The organism is Haloferax elongans ATCC BAA-1513, assembly GCF_000336755.1.
In the GTDB taxonomy this organism is placed as follows: domain Archaea; phylum Halobacteriota; class Halobacteria; order Halobacteriales; family Haloferacaceae; genus Haloferax; species Haloferax elongans.
In genome coordinates this window covers 295,937-312,331 of record NZ_AOLK01000011.1, presented here as the reverse complement: position 1 = coordinate 312,331, position 16,395 = coordinate 295,937, and the positions used below count along the sequence as shown (strand labels likewise).

Annotated in this window: 15 protein-coding genes and 2 tRNA genes; 5 read left to right on the top strand and 12 right to left on the bottom strand. The window is 62.9% G+C overall.

Going from position 1 to position 16,395, the window contains the following annotated elements; all coding sequences use genetic code 11:
* Nucleotides 1-36: 36 nt before the first annotated feature.
* From C453_RS03880 to C453_RS03855, 6 genes are read right to left on the bottom strand one after another with little or no spacing between them, the layout of a single operon-like run.
* Nucleotides 37-456, bottom strand: coding sequence for a NusA-like transcription termination signal-binding factor (locus C453_RS03880; protein ID WP_008322832.1), 420 nt, complete (start codon nt 454-456; stop codon nt 37-39).
* A gap of 2 nt (nt 457-458) precedes the next feature.
* Complete coding sequence (gene rpoA2 / locus C453_RS03875; protein ID WP_008322823.1) at nt 459-1,718, bottom strand: DNA-directed RNA polymerase subunit A''; 1,260 nt, start codon at nt 1,716-1,718, stop codon at nt 459-461.
* Complete coding sequence (locus C453_RS03870) at nt 1,711-4,632, bottom strand: DNA-directed RNA polymerase subunit A' (protein ID WP_008322820.1); 2,922 nt, start codon at nt 4,630-4,632, stop codon at nt 1,711-1,713. Before C453_RS03870 ends, rpoA2 begins: the two co-directional genes overlap by 8 nt.
* A 6-nt stretch (nt 4,633-4,638) precedes the next feature.
* Nucleotides 4,639-6,468, bottom strand: coding sequence for a DNA-directed RNA polymerase subunit B (gene rpoB, locus C453_RS03865; protein ID WP_008322818.1), 1,830 nt, complete (start codon nt 6,466-6,468; stop codon nt 4,639-4,641).
* Nucleotide 6,469: 1 nt separating this feature from the next.
* Nucleotides 6,470-8,035, bottom strand: coding sequence for a DNA-directed RNA polymerase subunit B'' (locus tag C453_RS03860; protein ID WP_007544516.1), 1,566 nt, complete (start codon nt 8,033-8,035; stop codon nt 6,470-6,472).
* A complete protein-coding gene (locus C453_RS03855; protein ID WP_007544515.1) occupies nt 8,032-8,259 on the bottom strand; it encodes a DNA-directed RNA polymerase subunit H in 228 nt (75 codons plus the stop codon). Before C453_RS03855 ends, C453_RS03860 begins: the two co-directional genes overlap by 4 nt.
* Nucleotides 8,260-8,526: 267 nt before the next feature.
* On the opposite strand from C453_RS03855, the gene C453_RS03850 reads away from it, so the two are divergent.
* Together C453_RS03850 and C453_RS03845 are read left to right on the top strand one after the other, a co-directional pair.
* Nucleotides 8,527-8,599, top strand: a tRNA-Asp gene (locus tag C453_RS03850).
* Between the two features lie 29 nt (nt 8,600-8,628).
* Nucleotides 8,629-8,701 (top strand) — tRNA-Asp (locus tag C453_RS03845).
* 81 nt (nt 8,702-8,782) lie between these two features.
* On the opposite strand, the gene C453_RS03840 is transcribed toward C453_RS03845, so the two are convergent.
* The 3 genes from C453_RS03840 to C453_RS03830 are packed head-to-tail and all read right to left on the bottom strand — an operon-like array spanning nt 8,783 to nt 10,572.
* Nucleotides 8,783-9,139 (bottom strand): fluoride efflux transporter FluC, encoded by a 357-nt coding sequence (locus C453_RS03840; protein ID WP_008322816.1) that lies wholly within the window; start codon nt 9,137-9,139, stop codon nt 8,783-8,785.
* The gene (locus C453_RS03835) at nt 9,136-9,471 is read right to left on the bottom strand and encodes a fluoride efflux transporter FluC (protein WP_008322813.1); all 336 of its coding nucleotides are present in this window, start codon (nt 9,469-9,471) and stop codon (nt 9,136-9,138) included. Before C453_RS03835 ends, C453_RS03840 begins: the two co-directional genes overlap by 4 nt.
* Before the next feature lie 21 nt (nt 9,472-9,492).
* Nucleotides 9,493-10,572, bottom strand: a complete 1,080-nt coding sequence (locus tag C453_RS03830) for an ATP-binding protein (protein ID WP_008322811.1) — start codon at nt 10,570-10,572, stop codon at nt 9,493-9,495.
* Between the two features lie 75 nt (nt 10,573-10,647).
* Here C453_RS03830 and C453_RS03825 point away from each other — a divergent pair, with 75 nt between their 5' ends.
* Entirely contained in the window at nt 10,648-11,091 is a 444-nt protein-coding gene (locus tag C453_RS03825) for a DUF7382 domain-containing protein (RefSeq protein WP_008322810.1), read from the top strand.
* 36 nt (nt 11,092-11,127) lie between these two features.
* Here C453_RS03825 and C453_RS03820 read toward each other — a convergent pair whose 3' ends face one another.
* Nucleotides 11,128-13,083, bottom strand: coding sequence for a PAS domain S-box protein (locus C453_RS03820; protein ID WP_008322808.1), 1,956 nt, complete (start codon nt 13,081-13,083; stop codon nt 11,128-11,130).
* A 107-nt stretch (nt 13,084-13,190) separates the two neighbouring features.
* The gene (locus C453_RS03815; protein WP_008322806.1) at nt 13,191-14,459 is read right to left on the bottom strand and encodes a tRNA(Ile)(2)-agmatinylcytidine synthase; all 1,269 of its coding nucleotides are present in this window, start codon (nt 14,457-14,459) and stop codon (nt 13,191-13,193) included.
* Between the two features lie 142 nt (nt 14,460-14,601).
* Between C453_RS03815 and C453_RS03810 the strand changes: the two genes are divergently transcribed.
* Both C453_RS03810 and C453_RS03805 read left to right on the top strand, forming a co-directional pair.
* Nucleotides 14,602-15,576 carry a transcriptional regulator gene (locus C453_RS03810; RefSeq protein ID WP_008322803.1) on the top strand — a complete coding sequence of 325 codons (975 nt, stop codon included), beginning with the start codon at nt 14,602-14,604 and terminating at the stop codon, nt 15,574-15,576.
* 67 nt (nt 15,577-15,643) lie between these two features.
* On the top strand, nt 15,644-16,000 hold the full coding sequence (locus tag C453_RS03805; RefSeq protein WP_008322802.1) for a hypothetical protein: 357 nt from the start codon (nt 15,644-15,646) through the stop codon (nt 15,998-16,000).
* Nucleotides 16,001-16,045: 45 nt separating this feature from the next.
* Here the strand turns inward: C453_RS03805 and C453_RS03800 are convergent, their stop codons facing one another.
* Complete coding sequence (locus tag C453_RS03800; protein ID WP_008322800.1) at nt 16,046-16,300, bottom strand: glutaredoxin family protein; 255 nt, start codon at nt 16,298-16,300, stop codon at nt 16,046-16,048.
* Between the last annotated feature and the right edge of the window lie 95 nt (nt 16,301-16,395).

Here is a 16,395-nt window from a genome sequence, read left to right as displayed (position 1 = left end):
CGAGAACAATCCGGGTGCGGCGGCCGACGCGACGGCCTACGTCAACTGGATGTCGTCGATGTCGTAGTGTCGTCGCGCCAGTGTCCGGGCGGTATCGATGGTCTTCCCGCCGGAGCCGATGGCGACACCGCGGTCGTCTTCTTCGACTTCGACGTACGCCACAGTGTCGTTCTGCCGCGAAATCGTCACGTGTCTGACTGCGGCCGGCGCGAGGGCGCTCGCGACGAACGCCTCAGGCGTGTCGGCGTCTTCGACCAGTTCGACCGTGCGTCCGATTTGGCGCTCGACCGCCTGCACCGTTCGACCACCGGGGCCGATTGCCGTCGCCATGTCGCCCGCGGCGACGAGGAAGACGACCCGGTCGTCGAAGACGAGACAGTCGTGCGCCGTCGCTCCGGTCTCGTCCTCGAAGAGGACGACGAACCGGCGTGCCGCATCCGACAGCGTGACTTTCATCGTCAGTCGTCAGACGGTTCGGGTGCTGCGCCCGCGTCGGCGTCGTCGACGTCGAGCGACCCCATGCGGAGGTCCACGTCGCCAGTCCCGATGGCGATTGGCTTGCCGACGATGACGTTCTCGATGACACCGTCGAGGTCGTCTTCTTCGCCGTGGATGGCGGCGTCGAGCAGGTGGTTGACCGTAACCTCGAACGCTGCACGCGCGAGAACGGACTCCTTCGACCCGGAGATGCCGTGGCGGCCGATGGACTCGATTTCGCCGTTGTTGGTCATGATGTCCGCGACCAACATCAGGTGACGGATGTTCACGTCGTCGAGACCCTGCTCTTTGAGCGTGTTCATCGTCTCGTCGATGATAGCCTCGCGAGCCGCCTCGATACCGAGTTGCTTGTGCACCTCGTGGATGTTGTTCGACGTGGTGCGAGAGGCGTCGACGCCCTCGATAGAGAGCACGTCGCCGAAGGCCGACCCTTCGGTGTAGAGGACGAACTCTTCCTCGTCGGTGTCGTCGTTCTGTTCCTTGCGGATGACGACGCGCGAGACCTCTTCGATACCCTTGAAGACGATGTCGCGGAGTTCCTCGACGAGTTGTAGGAGCCGACGGTAGCTCGGGCTCTCGGGACCGAACTCGATGATGGTCCCCTGCCGACGCGTCTTGACGCCGAGGGCATCTTCGATGGTGTCGGCGATTTCGCTGGCGATGACGCCCACGTCGTCGTAGGTCGGCCAGCGCTCTTGGAGCGTGTCGTCGTTCAGGTTGATTTGAACGACCATGTCGGCGACGTTCGTCGAGATGTCACCGAGGGCAAGAATCTTCGTCGATTCGATGTCCCAGACGACCTGATGAGCGAGGTCGCGGTCCTTCGCGTACTCGTCTTCGAGGTGGACCGTCATCATCGGCGTGTCCGGAGTCTTCCGGGCGTCCACCAGTTCGATGAGGCGGGGAAGCCCCTGTGTCACGTCAATCTCCGCGACGCCCGCGAAGTGGAACGTGTTCATCGTCATCTGCGTCCCCGGCTCACCGATAGACTGTGCAGACACCGTGCCGACGGGGTCGAGCGCGTCAACGCGAGTGTCGCGGTAGCGCGTCTCGACGGCCTTCGCGATTTCAGCCGCCTGCTGGCTCGTGACGCCCTCGCGGTCGTCGATAGTCTGGTAAATCTCCTCTTTCAGGCGTCGAGGGACGTCGGCCGCCTCGACGACGTCGACGGCGTCGGCGTCGACGTGTTCGTAGTCGGATTCGGGTTCGTGTTCAGTCATCGGATTCCACCTCTGCACGGGCCGAGACGCCGTGCTCGGAGAGGTTCGTCTTCGGCGCGCGCTCGCCGAGGAACCGTTCTTTCTCTTCGTCGGAGCTGAACTCCGCATCGACGACACGGTCCGCGATGGCGTCGACGTCGATTGGCTTGTCGTCGCCCGACGAGACCTTCACCGGGCTCGTGCCGTCTTCGCCGAATTCGAACTGGACGATGGTGCCCGAGGTGTCTCGGACGGAGCCGTCGTACTGCGCTTCGAGTTCGGACAGGGCGTTGATGAGACGACGCTGCAGGTACCCGGACTTCGAGGTACGGACTGCAGTGTCGACGAGCCCCTCACGGCCACCCATCGCGTGGAAGAAGAACTCACGCGGGGTGAGACCGGCACAGTAGGAGTTCTCGACGAAGCCGTGGGCCTCTGCCGAGAGGTCGCCTTTCTGGTAGTGGCTCAGGGTACGCTCTTCGTACCCGCGGTTGATACGCTCGCCACGAACTGCCTGCTGGCCGACACAGCCAGCCATCTGCGTCAGGTTGAGCATGGATGCACGCGCACCGGACTTGGACATCACCACTGCCGGGTTGTCCTCGTCGAAGTGGTCCTCTGCGATTTCACCAGCAGAGTCACGCGCCTTGCCGAGACGCTGCATAATCTTCATTTCGAGCGTCTCGTCGACCGAGCGACCCGGCAGCGATTCGAGTTCGCCCGCCTCGTAAATCTCGATGAGTTCCTGAATCTTGTCGTAGGCGGCGTCGATGGCCTCGTCGACCTGTGCGGTCGCTTCGTCCGGAATCGACTCGTCGTCGATACCGATAGACAGCCCGAAGTGCATGATTGCGCGCATCGCCAACGAGGCAATCTCGTTGATGAAGATGCGCGAGCGCGTCTTCGAGTAGTCCTTCGCGAGCACGTCGACAATCTCGCCACCGAAGGCACCGACTGCGTCCTCGTCGATGGTTCCCTCGAGGAGTTGGCCGTCTTCGATGACGACGGTGTCGCCGACCTTCGACGTGAACTCCATGTTCAGGTCGTCGGGCAGGAGTTCGGAGAAAATCTGCTGGCCCGTCCAGTACGGGGTACCATCGTCGTCTTCGCCAGCGGGTTCGGGAAGCGTGTCCACGCGCGTCGCGCGGAGCAGGTCGAGCGCCTGCGTCTCGACGAAGTGCGGGTTGTCGTGGGTGAGCAGGTACGTTCCCGAAATGTGGTCCTGAATGGCCCCGATGATGTTCTCACCGAAGCGCGGCGAGAGAATCTGCTCTTGGACACGCATGAGGACGCGCGCCTCGGCACGGGCCTCCTCGTTCTGGAGGGCGTGCATGTTCATCTCGTCGCCGTCGAAGTCTGCGTTGTACGGCGGACAGACGACAGTGTTCAGGCGGAACGTCTTGTACGGCATCACGACGACTTCGTGCGCCATGATGGACATCCGGTGCAGCGATGGCTGTCGGTTGAAGATGACGATGTCACCGTCGACGAGGTGGCGGTTGACCTCCCAGCTGACTTCGACCTTCTCTGCGAGTTCCTCGCAGTTCTTCTCTGTCACCTTCAGGCGACGGCCGTCGGGACGACGGACGTAGTTCGCACCGGGGTGGCTCTCAGGTCCGTTACGGACGTACTGTCGAGCCTCGCCGATGTTGCGGTCGGTGACGTTCATCGTCTGGGTCATCTCGGTGGCGACACGGTCCGGGACACCGACCTCGTTGAGCGAGAGCGTCGGGTCCGGCGAGATGACGGTACGCGCGGAGAAGTTGACACGCTTACCGGACAGCGAGCCACGGAAGCGACCTTCCTTGCCCTTCAGACGCTGGCTGAGCGTCTTGAGCGGGCGGCCGGAGCGGTGGCGTGCCGGCGGCGTGCCCGAAATCTCGTTGTCGATGAACGTGGTGACGTGGTACTGGAGCAGTTCCCACAGGTCCTCGATAATCAGTTGCGGCGCACCGGCCTCGCGGTTCTCCATGAACCGCTGGTTGATGCGGATGATGTCGACGAGCTTGTGGGTCAGGTCGTCCTCGGAGCGCTGACCGTTGTCCAGCGTGATTGACGGTCGAGCGGTGACCGGCGGGACGGGGAGGACGGTCAGAATCATCCACTCGGGGCGCGACCGTTCGGGGTCGATACCGAGCGTGATGAGGTCCTCGTCCGGGATGTCCTCGAACCAGTCGCGGATGTCCGAGGGCATCAGCTTGTTCATGTCCTCTTCGGTCAGGTCGATACCGAGTGCCTTCTCCAGCGCCTTCCGGTCGTCGCCGACGGGGCGGAACTCACCGGCGAGCACTTGGTTGACGCGCTCTGCGGGGAGGTCAGCCTTCTCGGCGAGGTCGACCGGCGAGATGCCTTCGTCGTCCTCGTCGTCGGGGTCCGGCTGCATCGCTTCGGCGATGCGCTCGGAGAAGTCCCCGGCGAGCACGTTCTGGACCTCGTAGTAGGTCGTCGGCTTCTCGTGTTTGATGTCGTGCTGGGGGGAGCTACAGTGCGGACAGCGGTGGGCCTTGCGGGCCTGCCGGACTGCCGACTTCATCACGTCGCTCCAGTCGTCGCCGAGTTCCTTCGTGCGACCGAGTTTGTCGCGGTAGTCGTCTGCTTCTTCCTGCGTGAGCGCGAGGCGACCGCACTCGCGGCAGGTCGAACGGAGCAGGCGACGGATGAGCTTCGTGAAACCGACGTGGATGACGGGCGCGGCCAGTTCGATGTGGCCGAAGTGCCCGTTACACGACCCCGAGTGCTGGCCGCAGGTGCGGCACTGCAGACCGGGGTCGATGACGCCCAGACGCGGGTCCATGAGACCCATGTCGATGGGGTAACCGTCGTCGTCGTAGGTGTCCGCGGTGATGACCTTCGTCGCGGACATGTCTCGGTACGTCTCCGGGTCCATCAACCCGAACTGGATACTTCCGATTTCTTTGGGTGTCTGTATTGACATGTGTAGTTAGACCGCGTCCTTCAGTTCGATTCGCGGGCGCACGCCGAGTGCGACCATCTCGTCGAGCAGCAGCTTGAACGCGTAGCTGATGTCGATTTCGTGGATGTTGTCCTCGTCACCCGTGACCGGGTCGTAGATGCGGCGCTGGTCGCGGTCCTCGACGGCGACCATGCCGGTGTCCGCGGAGATGTAGACGCTCTCCTTGTCGGAGGAGTCGAGCAGGCGCTCCTGCAGCACCATCGCCGCGCCGTGCCCGATGACGGTGTCACGCTCCATCTCACCGAGACGAAGCCCACCTTCGCGGGCGCGACCCTCGGTGGGCTGGCGGGTGAGAACCTGCACGGGACCGCGCGAGCGGGCGTGCAGCTTGTTGCTCACCATGTGGTACAGCTTGTGGTAGAAGATGATGCCGACGAAAATCTCGGCTTCGACCTTCTCGCCGGTGACGCCGGAGTACATGACCTCCTTCCCGGAGGACATGTAGCCGCGTTCTTCCAGCGCAGACCGAAGTTCGTCCTCGGACTCGCCCTGGAAGGCAGTCCCGTCGACGCGCCGACCTTCGAGCGCACCGACCTTGCCACCGAGCATCTCCAGCACGTGACCGACCGTCATCCGCGACGGCAGCGCGTGCGGGTTGATGATGAGGTCCGGCACGACGCCGTCGGCGGTGAAGGGCATGTCTTCCTGCGGAGCCAAGTGGCCCACGACACCCTTCTGACCGTGACGGGATGCGAACTTGTCGCCGAGTTCCGGGACGCGCTGGTCGCGAACGGAGACCTTGGCGAGTTTCGAGCCGTCTTCACCCTCCATCAGGGTGACGGTGTCGACGACACCGGATTCGCCCGAGCGCATCGTGACGGAGGTCTCGCGGCGCTTCTGCGGCGAGAGCCCGGCCATGTCGTCGGGTTCTTCGAGGAACCGCGGCGGCGACGTCTTGCCGAGGAGGACGGAGTTCTCGTCGACAACCGTCTCGGGGTTGACGAGGCCGTCTTCGTCGAGGTGCGAGTAGGCGTCTTCACCGCGCGCACCGCGCACGTCCTGCGACGGAATCTCGAAGCGGTCTTCCTGTCCGCCGGGGTACCGGCGCTCTTCGCCTTCGTAGGTACGGAAGAAGTGCGAACGCGAAAGGGCACGTTCGACAGAGCCCTTGTTCATGACGAGCGCGTCCTCGATGTTGAAGCCCTCGTAGGACATCACGGCGACGACGAAGTTCTGTGCCGCCGGTCGCTCGTCGAACCCAATCTGCTCTGTGGTCTGGGTCTTGACCATCGAGAGCTGCGGGTAGTGAAGGAGGTGTTGTCGGGTGTCGGGACGGATTCGGTAGTTTGCCGCCGGAAGCCCCAGCGACTGCTTCATCATCCCTGCACCCATCGTAATACGCGGCGAGGCGTTGTGTTCCGGGTACGGAATCATCCCGGCACCGATACCGAAGATGAGCTGTGGGTCGATTTCGAGGTGCGTGTGGTCCTCGGTCAGTTCGTCTTCGTCGACGCCAACGTAGATGTCTTCTTCCTCTTCGGCGTCGATGAACTCGACGAGACCGCGTTCGACCATGTCGTCGAAGTCGAGTTCGTTGTTTTCGAGCGCCTCGACGTGTTCGTCGCCGAGGAGCGGCTCACCGTCTTCGACGACGATGAGCGGGCGGCGGGCGCGGCCGGCGTCGGCGTTGATGATGACTTCGCGGGTGCGCTCCTTGACGGAGACGTTCACCATCTGGCTGACGTCGCCGCGGCGACGTGCCTCGCGAATCTGCGCCGCGAGCTGTTCGGGGTCGGGGTGCGTCCCGACGAGACTACCGTTGACGTATACTTTCGCTTCTCGCTGTGCCTGAGCCATGTTAGTCGTCTGCGGGTGTGGCGTCGACGCTATCGATGCCGGGGATACCCTCGACACCCATCGACGCAAGTTCTCGCTTCAGTGCCTGTTCGTCTTCGACGTTCTGGGAGAGTTCCATCGCCTGCGCGAAGTTCTTCACCAGCCCACAGTTCGGTCCCTCGGGGGTCTCGGAGGGACAGATGCGACCCCACTGGGTCGCGTGCAGGTCGCGTGCCTCGAAGTGGGGCTGTGACCGCGACAGCGGACTGCGGAGGCGACGCAGGTGAGACAGCACACCCATGTAGTCGGTCCGGTCGACGAGCTGGGAGACGCCAGAGCGTCCGCCCACCCAGTTCCCGGTCGCAATCGGGTGTTCGAGACGCTCGGTGAGCACGTCGGAACGGACGACGGTGTTCACCGTGAGGTTGCGGTTACGCATGTTAGCGCGCTCGAGCTGGTACTTCACGTCGCGTGCCAGCTTGTTGAGCGCCGTGCGGAAGAGGTCCTTCATCAGGTCGCCGGAGACCTTGAGGCGCTTGTTGGCGTAGTGGTCCTTGTCGTCGGAGTCGCGACGACCGAGTGCGAGTTCGAAACACGCCTCGGCCATCCGGCAGAGGTAGTACGCCTTGTTCATGCGCACTTCCTCTTCTTCTGCGCCCTCCTCGTGGAGGTGCGGCAGGAGGTAGCGGTCGATGACGTAGTTGGCGCGCTTGAGCTGGTAGTTCTTCCCCTGCCCACCAGCGACGCGCTTGCCGAGTGCCTCGATGGCCTGCTCTTGGGTCTGGACGTCGGCCTCTTCGAGGTTCTCGAGCATGAACTTCACAATCTCCGGGTCCTCGGAGACGCGATGGACGATTTCCTCGTCGGATTCGAGACCGAGCGCACGGACGAGCGTGACGAAGTTGACGCTCCCGGAGACAGACGGGAACGACACTTCGAGCAGGCCCTCACGGTTGCGCTCACAGAGAACGAGCGCGCGGTAACCGCGGCGCTGACTGAACGTCTTTGCGACCTGAATCTCGTCGCCGTACTTCGTGTCGTACTCGGCGAGAATCTTGTTCGGAGCCAGGTCCTCGGAGGTCATGAGGACGCGCTCGGAACCGTTGACGATGAAGTAGCCGCCGGGGTCGACGGGGTCTTCGCCGATTTCGACGAGGTCCGCGTCGGAGAGTTCGGCGATGTTACACTTCGAGGAGCCGACCATGATGGGCATCCGGCCCACCTTCGTCTCGGCGGTGTCGACGACGACTTCCTCTTCTTCTTCGCCGCCGCGGACGATGGACATCTCCATGAATACGGGGGCGGAGTAGGTGATGTTACGCAGGCGCGCTTCCTGCGGGAAGAGAAGTTCTTCAGAGCCGTCGGCCTCGCGGACTCGTGGGGTCTCGACGCGGACGCCACCGAGTTCGACGTAGACCGGCTCTTCGCCCTCCTTGTCACCGATGTCCGTCTCGATGGTCGCCTTCTCCTCGACGACATCCGACATGCCGCGTTCGAGGAACGCGTTAAACGAGCGGAAGTGATGTTCAGCGAGCCGTTCTTCAGAGAAGTACTTGCGAGAAACCTCGCGTCGCGCTTGTCGGTTCATTCGATCACCAATCGATATACGACCGCCTTGTCGGTCGTTCGCGAATTCCGAACGATCTTGATGACATCGCCGGGCTCCGCGTCGTCAGGGAGCGCCGGGTCCTTGCGCTTGATCTTCGGCAGGTTCGTCTTCTCGACGTTGTACTCCTGCAACACGCTCTCGACTTCCTCGTCGTCGAGAACCGTGTGCTCCGGAACCAGTTTGTGTTGGCTTACGTCTACCATGTATGGTGCTGCTGGGTGCTGGAAGAAGCTGTCACGGGATACTACGGCAGATTTTGGGAGCCACCCATTTAACACTTCCCAACTTTGTCGAAGAAAGGCTGAGCTACCGGAGGTCACGCACCGGAGATGCGCGAATCGTCACGTATTGGCATGGGAAATCCCAATATAAAGGTTTTCGGGGCAGGAATCGCGGTACCGCAGGCCAAGGCCGTTTCAGATGGTAAGTCTTATCTATAAACCTCGGTTACGAATGATTGCAGACGGAGGGCCCGGGTGGTGTAGTGGCCCATCATACGACCCTGTCACGGTCGTGACGCGGGTTCAAATCCCGCCTCGGGCGCTCTCCGTACCGCAAACTCACTTCAGTAAGCCCGGGTGGTGTAGTGGCCCATCATACGACCCTGTCACGGTCGTGACGCGGGTTCAAATCCCGCCTCGGGCGCTTCTCTAATTTCAACTCGTCCAGCGAGGCGTCTCGTCGCCGTGCGTCAACGATACTCCGCTTCTAAATCATAACGACGCCCTACCCAACAATCCCACCAACTGCCGCCCCAATCGCAACCCCGACCAACGCCGCCAGCAACGTCCCGAAGGCGTACCGGGCGGCCGTCTGGTAGTCGCCTCCGTCTACGAGTTCGGCGACACCGACCGCGAAGGACGAAAAGGTCGTGAACGCACCGCAGAACCCTGTTCCGGCGAGCGTCGCGGCTGCGTCGCCCACGGGCGCAGTGACGATGAATCCCAGTGCGATGCTCCCGAGGACGTTGACGGTGAAGGTACTCCACTTGCCGACGAGTTGCTGGTCTACGACGTGCCGTGAGGTCGCCCCAGCCATTCCGCCGAGGCCGACGAGCAACGCCGAAGTGAGCGAGAGGCTCATCGTCGCCTCCCGAGGGCGATACCAGCCCCGGCAGCGACGAAGCCGAGGACGTAGTTCGCGCCGATGTTGAGCGCGCCAGCGGTCATCGAAAGCCCGGCCGTTTGGACGGCGAACGTGCTGTAGGTCGTAAACGAGGAGAGGACTCCCGACCCGAAGAGCCACTGGGCTCGCCGCGACGAGACGGTGGTGATGAACGCCCCGAGGACGAAGCTCCCGAGGACGTTCACCGCGAGCGTCCCGCCGGTTCCGGGGATGGCGACGCCGACAAGATAGCGGAGCGTCGCACCGAGAAAGCCACCGACGGCGACCAATGCGAGTTCCGAGCGGTCCATACCAACCCTGACCCGGAGAGACTACTCCATGGTTTCGGAAGCGTCGTGGGTCGGGGCGGACGCAGGTGGCGCGCCGTGCTCCGGGACCGCGACGGGTGTCGCTCCGCCGTCTGGTGTGTCGCGCTCGCGGACGCGTACGTCGTGAACTGATTCGGTCGTGTCGTCGATGACGAGCGCACAGCCCAGTTTTCGAGGAAGCCGGGAGGCGAGATTCGAATCGAGATACGTCGGGTCGGCGGCGGCCATCGCTGACACGTCCGGTCCGGCGGTGAGTCGGTGGACGATTCGGAGGTCTGCCTGCGAGACGGCGACATCGGGGAGAGCCGAAGGGCGTTGCGTTGCGAGAACGAGTCCAACACCGGGTGCGCGCCCACGCGTGAGAATCGTTCGAAGCGCCGGTTCGGCGACACCCCCGACGAACGCGTGCGCCTCGTCGACGAGGAGCCACGGGAGGTGGTCCACCGTGCTTTCGATGCGTGCCTCGTACACCCCCCGGGCGACGACGCGAACGACGGCGCTCGCAGGACGCTCGTCCATCCCGGAGAGGCCGAGTATGTCTGGTGTCGGCCCGCAGAGGTCGGAGACAGCTATCCCATCCTGGCCGAACACGTCCCACGAGTCGGCGAGTGCGAGGTGATTCGTGGCAGCCCGTCGTGTGGCGGCCGTCGAGTCTGCATCGGCGACTTCCGACTGCATCTCGGCGAGTGAGTCAGCCTCGGCAGCGACTCGCCAGATGAGCGACCCAACCGGGCCAGTCGGGTCGAGTCCAAGGAGGTCGGGCCACGCACTGGGTGGGAGAGAGCTTGCGCGGACTGTCGGGTCGTGATGGACCGTTCCGTCGATTGGGGCAGCTTCGAGTCCCGAAAACACACCCATCGGGTCCACGACGATTGGTGCAACACCCTCGGCGCGGGCCAATCCTTCGGCGACGACGCCGAGCGTGTGCGACTTCCCGCTCCCGCGTTTGCCGACGACGACCGCCGCGTGAGGGTGGTTTACGTCGAGGCCGACAGGTGCGCCAGTGCTCCCGTCGCGGGCGCGGTACGTTCCGAGGTTGCAGACTGGCCCGCCTGTGTCTGCGTCGCGGCCGATAACGTGCATGGGGTGTCGTGGTCCCGGCTTCCGACTTGAACCCCCGGACGAGGATTTATATACGAAATCGCGGCCAGACAGCCCATGCTCGAAGCATTCCGGTCAGACACGCGCGCTATCGAAGGACTCCCAGTTCGTCTCGTCGTCGCACTCGTCGTCGGCGTCGCCAGCATGAGCGTCATGCTCAATATGCTCTCGGGAGTGCAGGGACTCGCCACGTCGGAACTCAACGTCAAGCCGAGTCCCGATGTCGTCGAACCGGGCACTCACGACATCACGTTCACCGTCGTCGACCACGAGGGAGACCCAGTCGAAGGAGCGACGGTTGTCGTGAAATCCGGAACTGCCGAACTCGACGACGTCGTGGCTGAGAAGACGGGCGGTGACGGAACGGCGACAGCGACAGTCAAAGCCGAACTCAGCGCAAACAGAGAGGACGGCACGCTCGTCGTCGACGTGAAACCACCTGCCGGGAGTTCGTTCGTGGACCGTCGCGAGAACACGGCGATTCTCGTCGTCAGGAAGTGACACGGGAAGCTACGAGAACACGCCACCGAGTGGGCGTTACCAGAAGAGTGCCGTCGATGGCTTCGCTGCCGCTTCGACACTGGTCTCAGGGTCGATAGACGGGACGAGAATCGTCGCACGCGTCCCCCGGTTGTCCTCGTCGGCCGGACCGATTTGGAACGACCCGCCGTATCGAGTGACAATCCAGTTGACCAGCCACAGACCCATACTGCTCCCGTGCTCTAAATCTGTCTCGCGCCCCATCTGAACGAACGAGGTCTCACTTGGTGAGACTCCCTCACCGTCGTCGACGACTTCGATTCGTATCTGGTCTCCAGCGTCGGCGACCGATATCGACACGTGGGCCGACTCGGTTGGGTGGTGCGAAATCGCGTTCGCCACGAGTTCCGAAAGCGCGCGACTGAGTTCGCTCCCGGCGCAGATACCGCGGTCGGACTGCACGTCGACGGTGATTGTGGCTTGTGGGTTCGACTCCTCGTGTTGCTCGACGATACGAGCGACGAGTTCTTTCGGGTCGAGACGTTGGGGGTCGCGTTCCCGATGTGCGTACCGCTTCAGTTCCTGAGCGCGTTCACTCAATCGAACCAAGTCCTGTCCGCGTTCACGGATACGGCCGACAGCTATGGACGACATCTCCGGGTCGTTCAACAACTCGATGTTCCCGAGGATGACGTTCATACTGTTTCGCAAGTTGTGTCTGAGAACTCTGTTGAGAAGTTCCACCAAGCGGACAGTTCGCTTTTCCTCGGTGACGTTTTCGTGGAATCCGACGTAGTGTGTCACTTCGTCGAAATCGCCGGTGACCGGGCTGATAGACGTCCGACACCAGAGAGGTGTGTCGTCCTGCCGAGTGACGAGTAGGTCGAACACACTGGAGTCACCCGACACCAGCGCCTCCCGGATATCGGCCGCCTCCTCGGGACCGGCATCCTCGACGAAGAAGTCTCGATACGGACGGCCCATAATTTCGTCGCGAGAATAGCCGCTCAGTGCTTCGAACGCCTCGTTGGCGTAGGTGATGACGAACTCCGGTTCGGCGGCTTCGGCGATGGTGATGCCGACGTTCGTATCCTCGAGGGCACGATGTTGGAGTCGGAGTTCGCGCTCCCGTTCGACGCGATTGGTGATGTCACGGGCGACGCCCTGAATCAGTTCGACGTCACCGCCGTTGTAGATGGGTCGAGCGTTGACTTCGAGGATGACCGTCTCTCCGCCCTTTCGCTCAAACTCGATTTCGAGATGTTCGACCGACTCGCCATCGAGCAGCTGGTCGAATGCATCGACAGTTCTCGGAAGCGACGACTCACAGATATGCTCAGCAAACGGCGTTCCGACCAGTTCCTCGGGTGAGTAACCGATGATGCGTTCGACCGAAGAAGAGGCGTAGGTGAACACGCCGCCGCGGTCGATTCGGTAAATCACGTCGAACGTCGTCTCGGCGATTTCCTCGAACGTCTGTCGTTCGGTTTCGAGCTGTCGGTTCTGGTCTGCGAGCGTCTGCTGATAGGCTCGCCGTTCGAGTACCTGAGAGACCAGTTGCCCGACGAGTTCGACCAGCATGCCCTCGGATTCGGAAAACGACTCGCCACGTGAGTTCGAGTCGCCGAAGCAGACAGTGCCGTACACCTCGCCGTCGACGACCACTTTCGTGCCGATGTAACACCCGAGCTCGAACGTTTCGAAGGCTGTCGTGGAGACCTCCGGCGACACCGCGGCGTCCTGGACGCTTAGCGTCCCCGAGATTTGTATCGTGCGCCGACAGTAGGCCTGCTCCAGTGGACACGACTCACCGGGTTGGAGGAGTTCGTGGGAGCCGACCGCCTGCAGTATTCGCTGTTGTCCGTCTTCGATTCGGGTCAGAAAGCCGTACTCGACACCGAGATAGTCGGCAGTGAACTCGAGTGCCGTCTGTACGGACGCTTCGAAGTCGAGCGACTCGTCTGCGAACGTTGCGTAGATACGTTCGCGAATGGATGAACTATCTCGCGACATAGGAGTTGGGGTGTCTCGTGGGACCGTTCGTTCGAATCACGCCTCGGTAAAACGGTAGGCGTGTCACGGGATAACGTTGTCTCCCGTTAGAACGGGTTGGGACAGTGTTACCGCTCGGGGTGTGTCGGTGCGTCGAATCCACCTCGGACGAGCGGTTTCGCAATGTGGCGGCGGGCACACGGCGGCACCTCGTACCACCCCGCTTCGAGTGCTCTGTCGAGTGGCGTCTCGACTTTTCCAGGTGCATCGGTCCCGCAGTCGCGGCAGCGATAGCCCTGATTGCGCCCGGCGCTTTTCATCGTCCGTCCACAGCCTTGACATGTCGGCGTCGCAAGGTCCATGCGAACGAGGTCGCGCACGGCGAACTTTTCGAGTTTGAGCGTCCCGTCTGTCACCTCTCCGCAGACGGTGAGGCGGTCGCCAACGCGGAGCGAGCGAACGTGGTCACGGAAACGCTTCGTCGGTTCGAACGCGGCCACGGTAATCGTCGCATCGTCCTCGGAGAGGTCGAAAAAGACGTGACCGCCGGTTCGCGTCTCCGGTTCAGAAGCGACGGTGCCCGTGACGCGATACGCCCGCCCGTCTTGGAGGTCCGACAGCGCCCCATCTCGGAGGTGGGAATCAGTCCCCTGATTGGTGAGGAACGTCGCCGAGCGGTCCACGGGTTCCGAGGCGATGTCGGCGGCGACCGACCGAACTGTCTCGGAGTCGTCGCCGCGGATACCGTGGAGAATCGGTCCCGGTGCGTTCGGGACGCAGACGGCCTCGCCTTCGACACGGTCGACCGTATCCCACGCGTTCGGATAGCCGGCTTCTGCGGCCTCGAACACCGAATCGAAGTCGACCTCGCGAGGCGTCCCGCAACGGTGGAATTCGCGGTAGGAGATGTGTTCGTACGTCCACTCGTCGAACGCGGCCCACGCGCCGACGGCGGCGAGAGCACCGATTCGTCCGCGACCACCGTGCCACCCTTGGCTCAGGAAGCCGGATTCGGTCGCGAGTTCGACGGCGCGGTCGGTGTCGTGGAAGTCGCGGACGGCGTCGCGGGCGAACTTCTCGACGGCAGTCGAGACAGTATCGGGCGACCCCGGTGCAACGACGAGGCCCGGACTCGTTCGGTCGTCGTCAACGACCGCCCAGCGTTCGAGTTCGGCCCGCGCAACGTCGAAGGCGGTCCCGGCGGGCACGTCGGTATGGATGGCTAACGCGGCGTTTCCGCGCGTCTTGTGTTCGACCGCGGGGTTGAGCCGGACGAGAAGCAGGCGCTCGACCGAGCCGCCTTCCTGTTCGATGGCCTCGGCGACGAGCGTCGCGAGGTACGTCGTACACATCCCGAGCGTCCGGGAGTCGGTGTCGTCGAGGCCGATGACGGTCATTGTCGAAGCTAGCCGAAGAACGCAGTAACGCCTTTCGGGTCCGACTCGACTATATAAATGTCGTCGCAGAACAGGAGAATCGGGGACATCGGGGCCACGCACGGGGAAAACGCTTTATGGGCCGAATCGCTTATTGCCCCCTATGTCCCGGTCAGCGCTGGTTGGCAACATCGCCGCGATGCTCCAAGATGCGGGGTTCGTCGTGAGCGACCGGATTGCCATCCGGCCCAAGAGCTTCGACCTCGCCGCACGCAGAGGTGAGGACCTGTTGCTCCTCAAAATACTCGGGAACATCGACGCCTTCGACGGCGTCACCGGTTCCGAGATGCGACGCCTGGGGTCGTACCTTGATGCGACACCCGTGGTCGTCGGGCTACGCACCCGCGACGAAGACCTGAAACCAGGCGTCGTCTACTTCCGCCACGGCGTCCCGGTGTTGAACCCCGACACCGCGATGGACCTGTTCGTCGAGGGAGTCCCGCCACTCATCTACGCCGCACCCGGCGGCCTCTATGTGAGCATCGACGGCGACATCCTCTCCGAAGAACGACAGGAACGCGGCTGGAGTCTCGGCCGTCTCGCGAAGGAACTCGGCGTCTCGCGCCGCACCGTCTCGAAGTACGAAGACGGGATGAACGCGAGCATCGAAGTGGCCATTCAACTCGAAGAGCTGTTCGACCGGCCGTTTTCGAACCCGGTCGACGTGCTCACGGGCGCAGAGGAAGTTCGCGACGCAGAGCCCACGCCGGACGACCCGGCAGCAGACCCCGACGACGAACACGTCGTCTCCATCCTCACGCAGGCGGGCTTTACCGTCCACCCAACCTCGCGCGCACCGTTCAAGGCAGTGAGCGAGGACTCCGGCCGGCGCAAGCACACGAACGTCCTCACCGGCCACTCGTCGTTCACGCGGAGCGCCGAGAAACGCGCACAAATCATGTCCTCTCTCGGCGAGGTGACGCGCACGCGCTCTGTGTACTTCGTCAAGGAGAAACAGAAGCGCGAATCGGTCGATGGAACCGGCATCGTCAGTTGCGACGAACTGGCCGCCATCGACGACCCCGACAAGATTCGCGACCTGATTCGCGAGCGCGCCCGCGACCCCGCCGAAATCTGACGGCGGGACATCTCGTCGCTGGGGTGCTACCTCCGGTATTATCGTAACTGCCAGCGTACCCGCGGGTATGTCGAAGTCGGACGAGACAGCGGCGCGCGAGCGGGTCGCGTCGCTTACGGCGGCGGTGGGGGTGGTGGTGAGTTCGTGGCCCGACGTCGAGCAGACGACGATGTTCGGGTGTCCGTCGTTCCGAGCCAACGAGACGCTCTTCGCCGTCGTGTCGGAGCAAGGGGTGTCGCTCACGTCGTTGCCACAAGACGAGCGGTCAAAACTGGCGTCGCACCATCAGGTCGTGCCCTTCGAGGCGAACGGCCGTCTCGTCGGGTCGTGGGCAACTGTCCACGTCGAATCGAGTCACGTCCGCGACCTCGAAGATGCGCTTCGGGCGAGCTACGAGGCTGCGCGGGACCGAAAATCGAAGTGAGAACGAAGGCGGGTCGAGAGCGACGATTCGACCTGAATCGTCTGCTTACGACGCCGAGCCGTAGGTCTCGTCGAGGTATTCGACGATATCGCTCGACTCCGGCATCCCCTCGATGTCGTGTTTCTCGTCGACGAGCACGGGGACACCAGTCTGGCCGCTAATCTCTTTCACTTCGGTTCGTTCTGGGTGTGCGCGGGGAACTTCTACCGAATCGTACTCCAGGTCGAGGTCGGAGAGTTTGTTCTTGACCTTGTCACAGTACGGACAGCCAGGGAGTTCGTAGAGCGTGAGGTTTGACATCATCGCCTGCTATGGAGTCCGATATAAAAAGCGCGGCGGAGCTGTGTGTCGCCGATGCAACCAGCACAAAAAAGACAGAACGTAGGATGGGAAGC

What these genes read in the sequence shown, in the direction of transcription:
- C453_RS03880 (WP_008322832.1), bottom strand. Translation starts at nt 456, where the DNA reads ATGAAAGTCACGCTGTCGGATGCGGCACGCCGGTTCGTCGTCCTCTTC.
- rpoA2 (WP_008322823.1), bottom strand. Translation starts at nt 1,718, where the DNA reads ATGACTGAACACGAACCCGAATCCGACTACGAACACGTCGACGCCGAC.
- C453_RS03870 (WP_008322820.1), bottom strand. Translation starts at nt 4,632, where the DNA reads ATGTCAATACAGACACCCAAAGAAATCGGAAGTATCCAGTTCGGGTTG.
- rpoB (WP_008322818.1), bottom strand. Translation starts at nt 6,468, where the DNA reads ATGGCTCAGGCACAGCGAGAAGCGAAAGTATACGTCAACGGTAGTCTC.
- C453_RS03860 (WP_007544516.1), bottom strand. Translation starts at nt 8,035, where the DNA reads ATGAACCGACAAGCGCGACGCGAGGTTTCTCGCAAGTACTTCTCTGAA.
- C453_RS03855 (WP_007544515.1), bottom strand. Translation starts at nt 8,259, where the DNA reads ATGGTAGACGTAAGCCAACACAAACTGGTTCCGGAGCACACGGTTCTC.
- C453_RS03840 (WP_008322816.1), bottom strand. Translation starts at nt 9,139, where the DNA reads ATGAGCCTCTCGCTCACTTCGGCGTTGCTCGTCGGCCTCGGCGGAATG.
- C453_RS03835 (WP_008322813.1), bottom strand. Translation starts at nt 9,471, where the DNA reads ATGGACCGCTCGGAACTCGCATTGGTCGCCGTCGGTGGCTTTCTCGGT.
- C453_RS03830 (WP_008322811.1), bottom strand. Translation starts at nt 10,572, where the DNA reads ATGCACGTTATCGGCCGCGACGCAGACACAGGCGGGCCAGTCTGCAAC.
- C453_RS03825 (WP_008322810.1), top strand. Translation starts at nt 10,648, where the DNA reads ATGCTCGAAGCATTCCGGTCAGACACGCGCGCTATCGAAGGACTCCCA.
- C453_RS03820 (WP_008322808.1), bottom strand. Translation starts at nt 13,083, where the DNA reads ATGTCGCGAGATAGTTCATCCATTCGCGAACGTATCTACGCAACGTTC.
- C453_RS03815 (WP_008322806.1), bottom strand. Translation starts at nt 14,459, where the DNA reads ATGACCGTCATCGGCCTCGACGACACCGACTCCCGGACGCTCGGGATG.
- C453_RS03810 (WP_008322803.1), top strand. Translation starts at nt 14,602, where the DNA reads ATGTCCCGGTCAGCGCTGGTTGGCAACATCGCCGCGATGCTCCAAGAT.
- C453_RS03805 (WP_008322802.1), top strand. Translation starts at nt 15,644, where the DNA reads ATGTCGAAGTCGGACGAGACAGCGGCGCGCGAGCGGGTCGCGTCGCTT.
- C453_RS03800 (WP_008322800.1), bottom strand. Translation starts at nt 16,300, where the DNA reads ATGTCAAACCTCACGCTCTACGAACTCCCTGGCTGTCCGTACTGTGAC.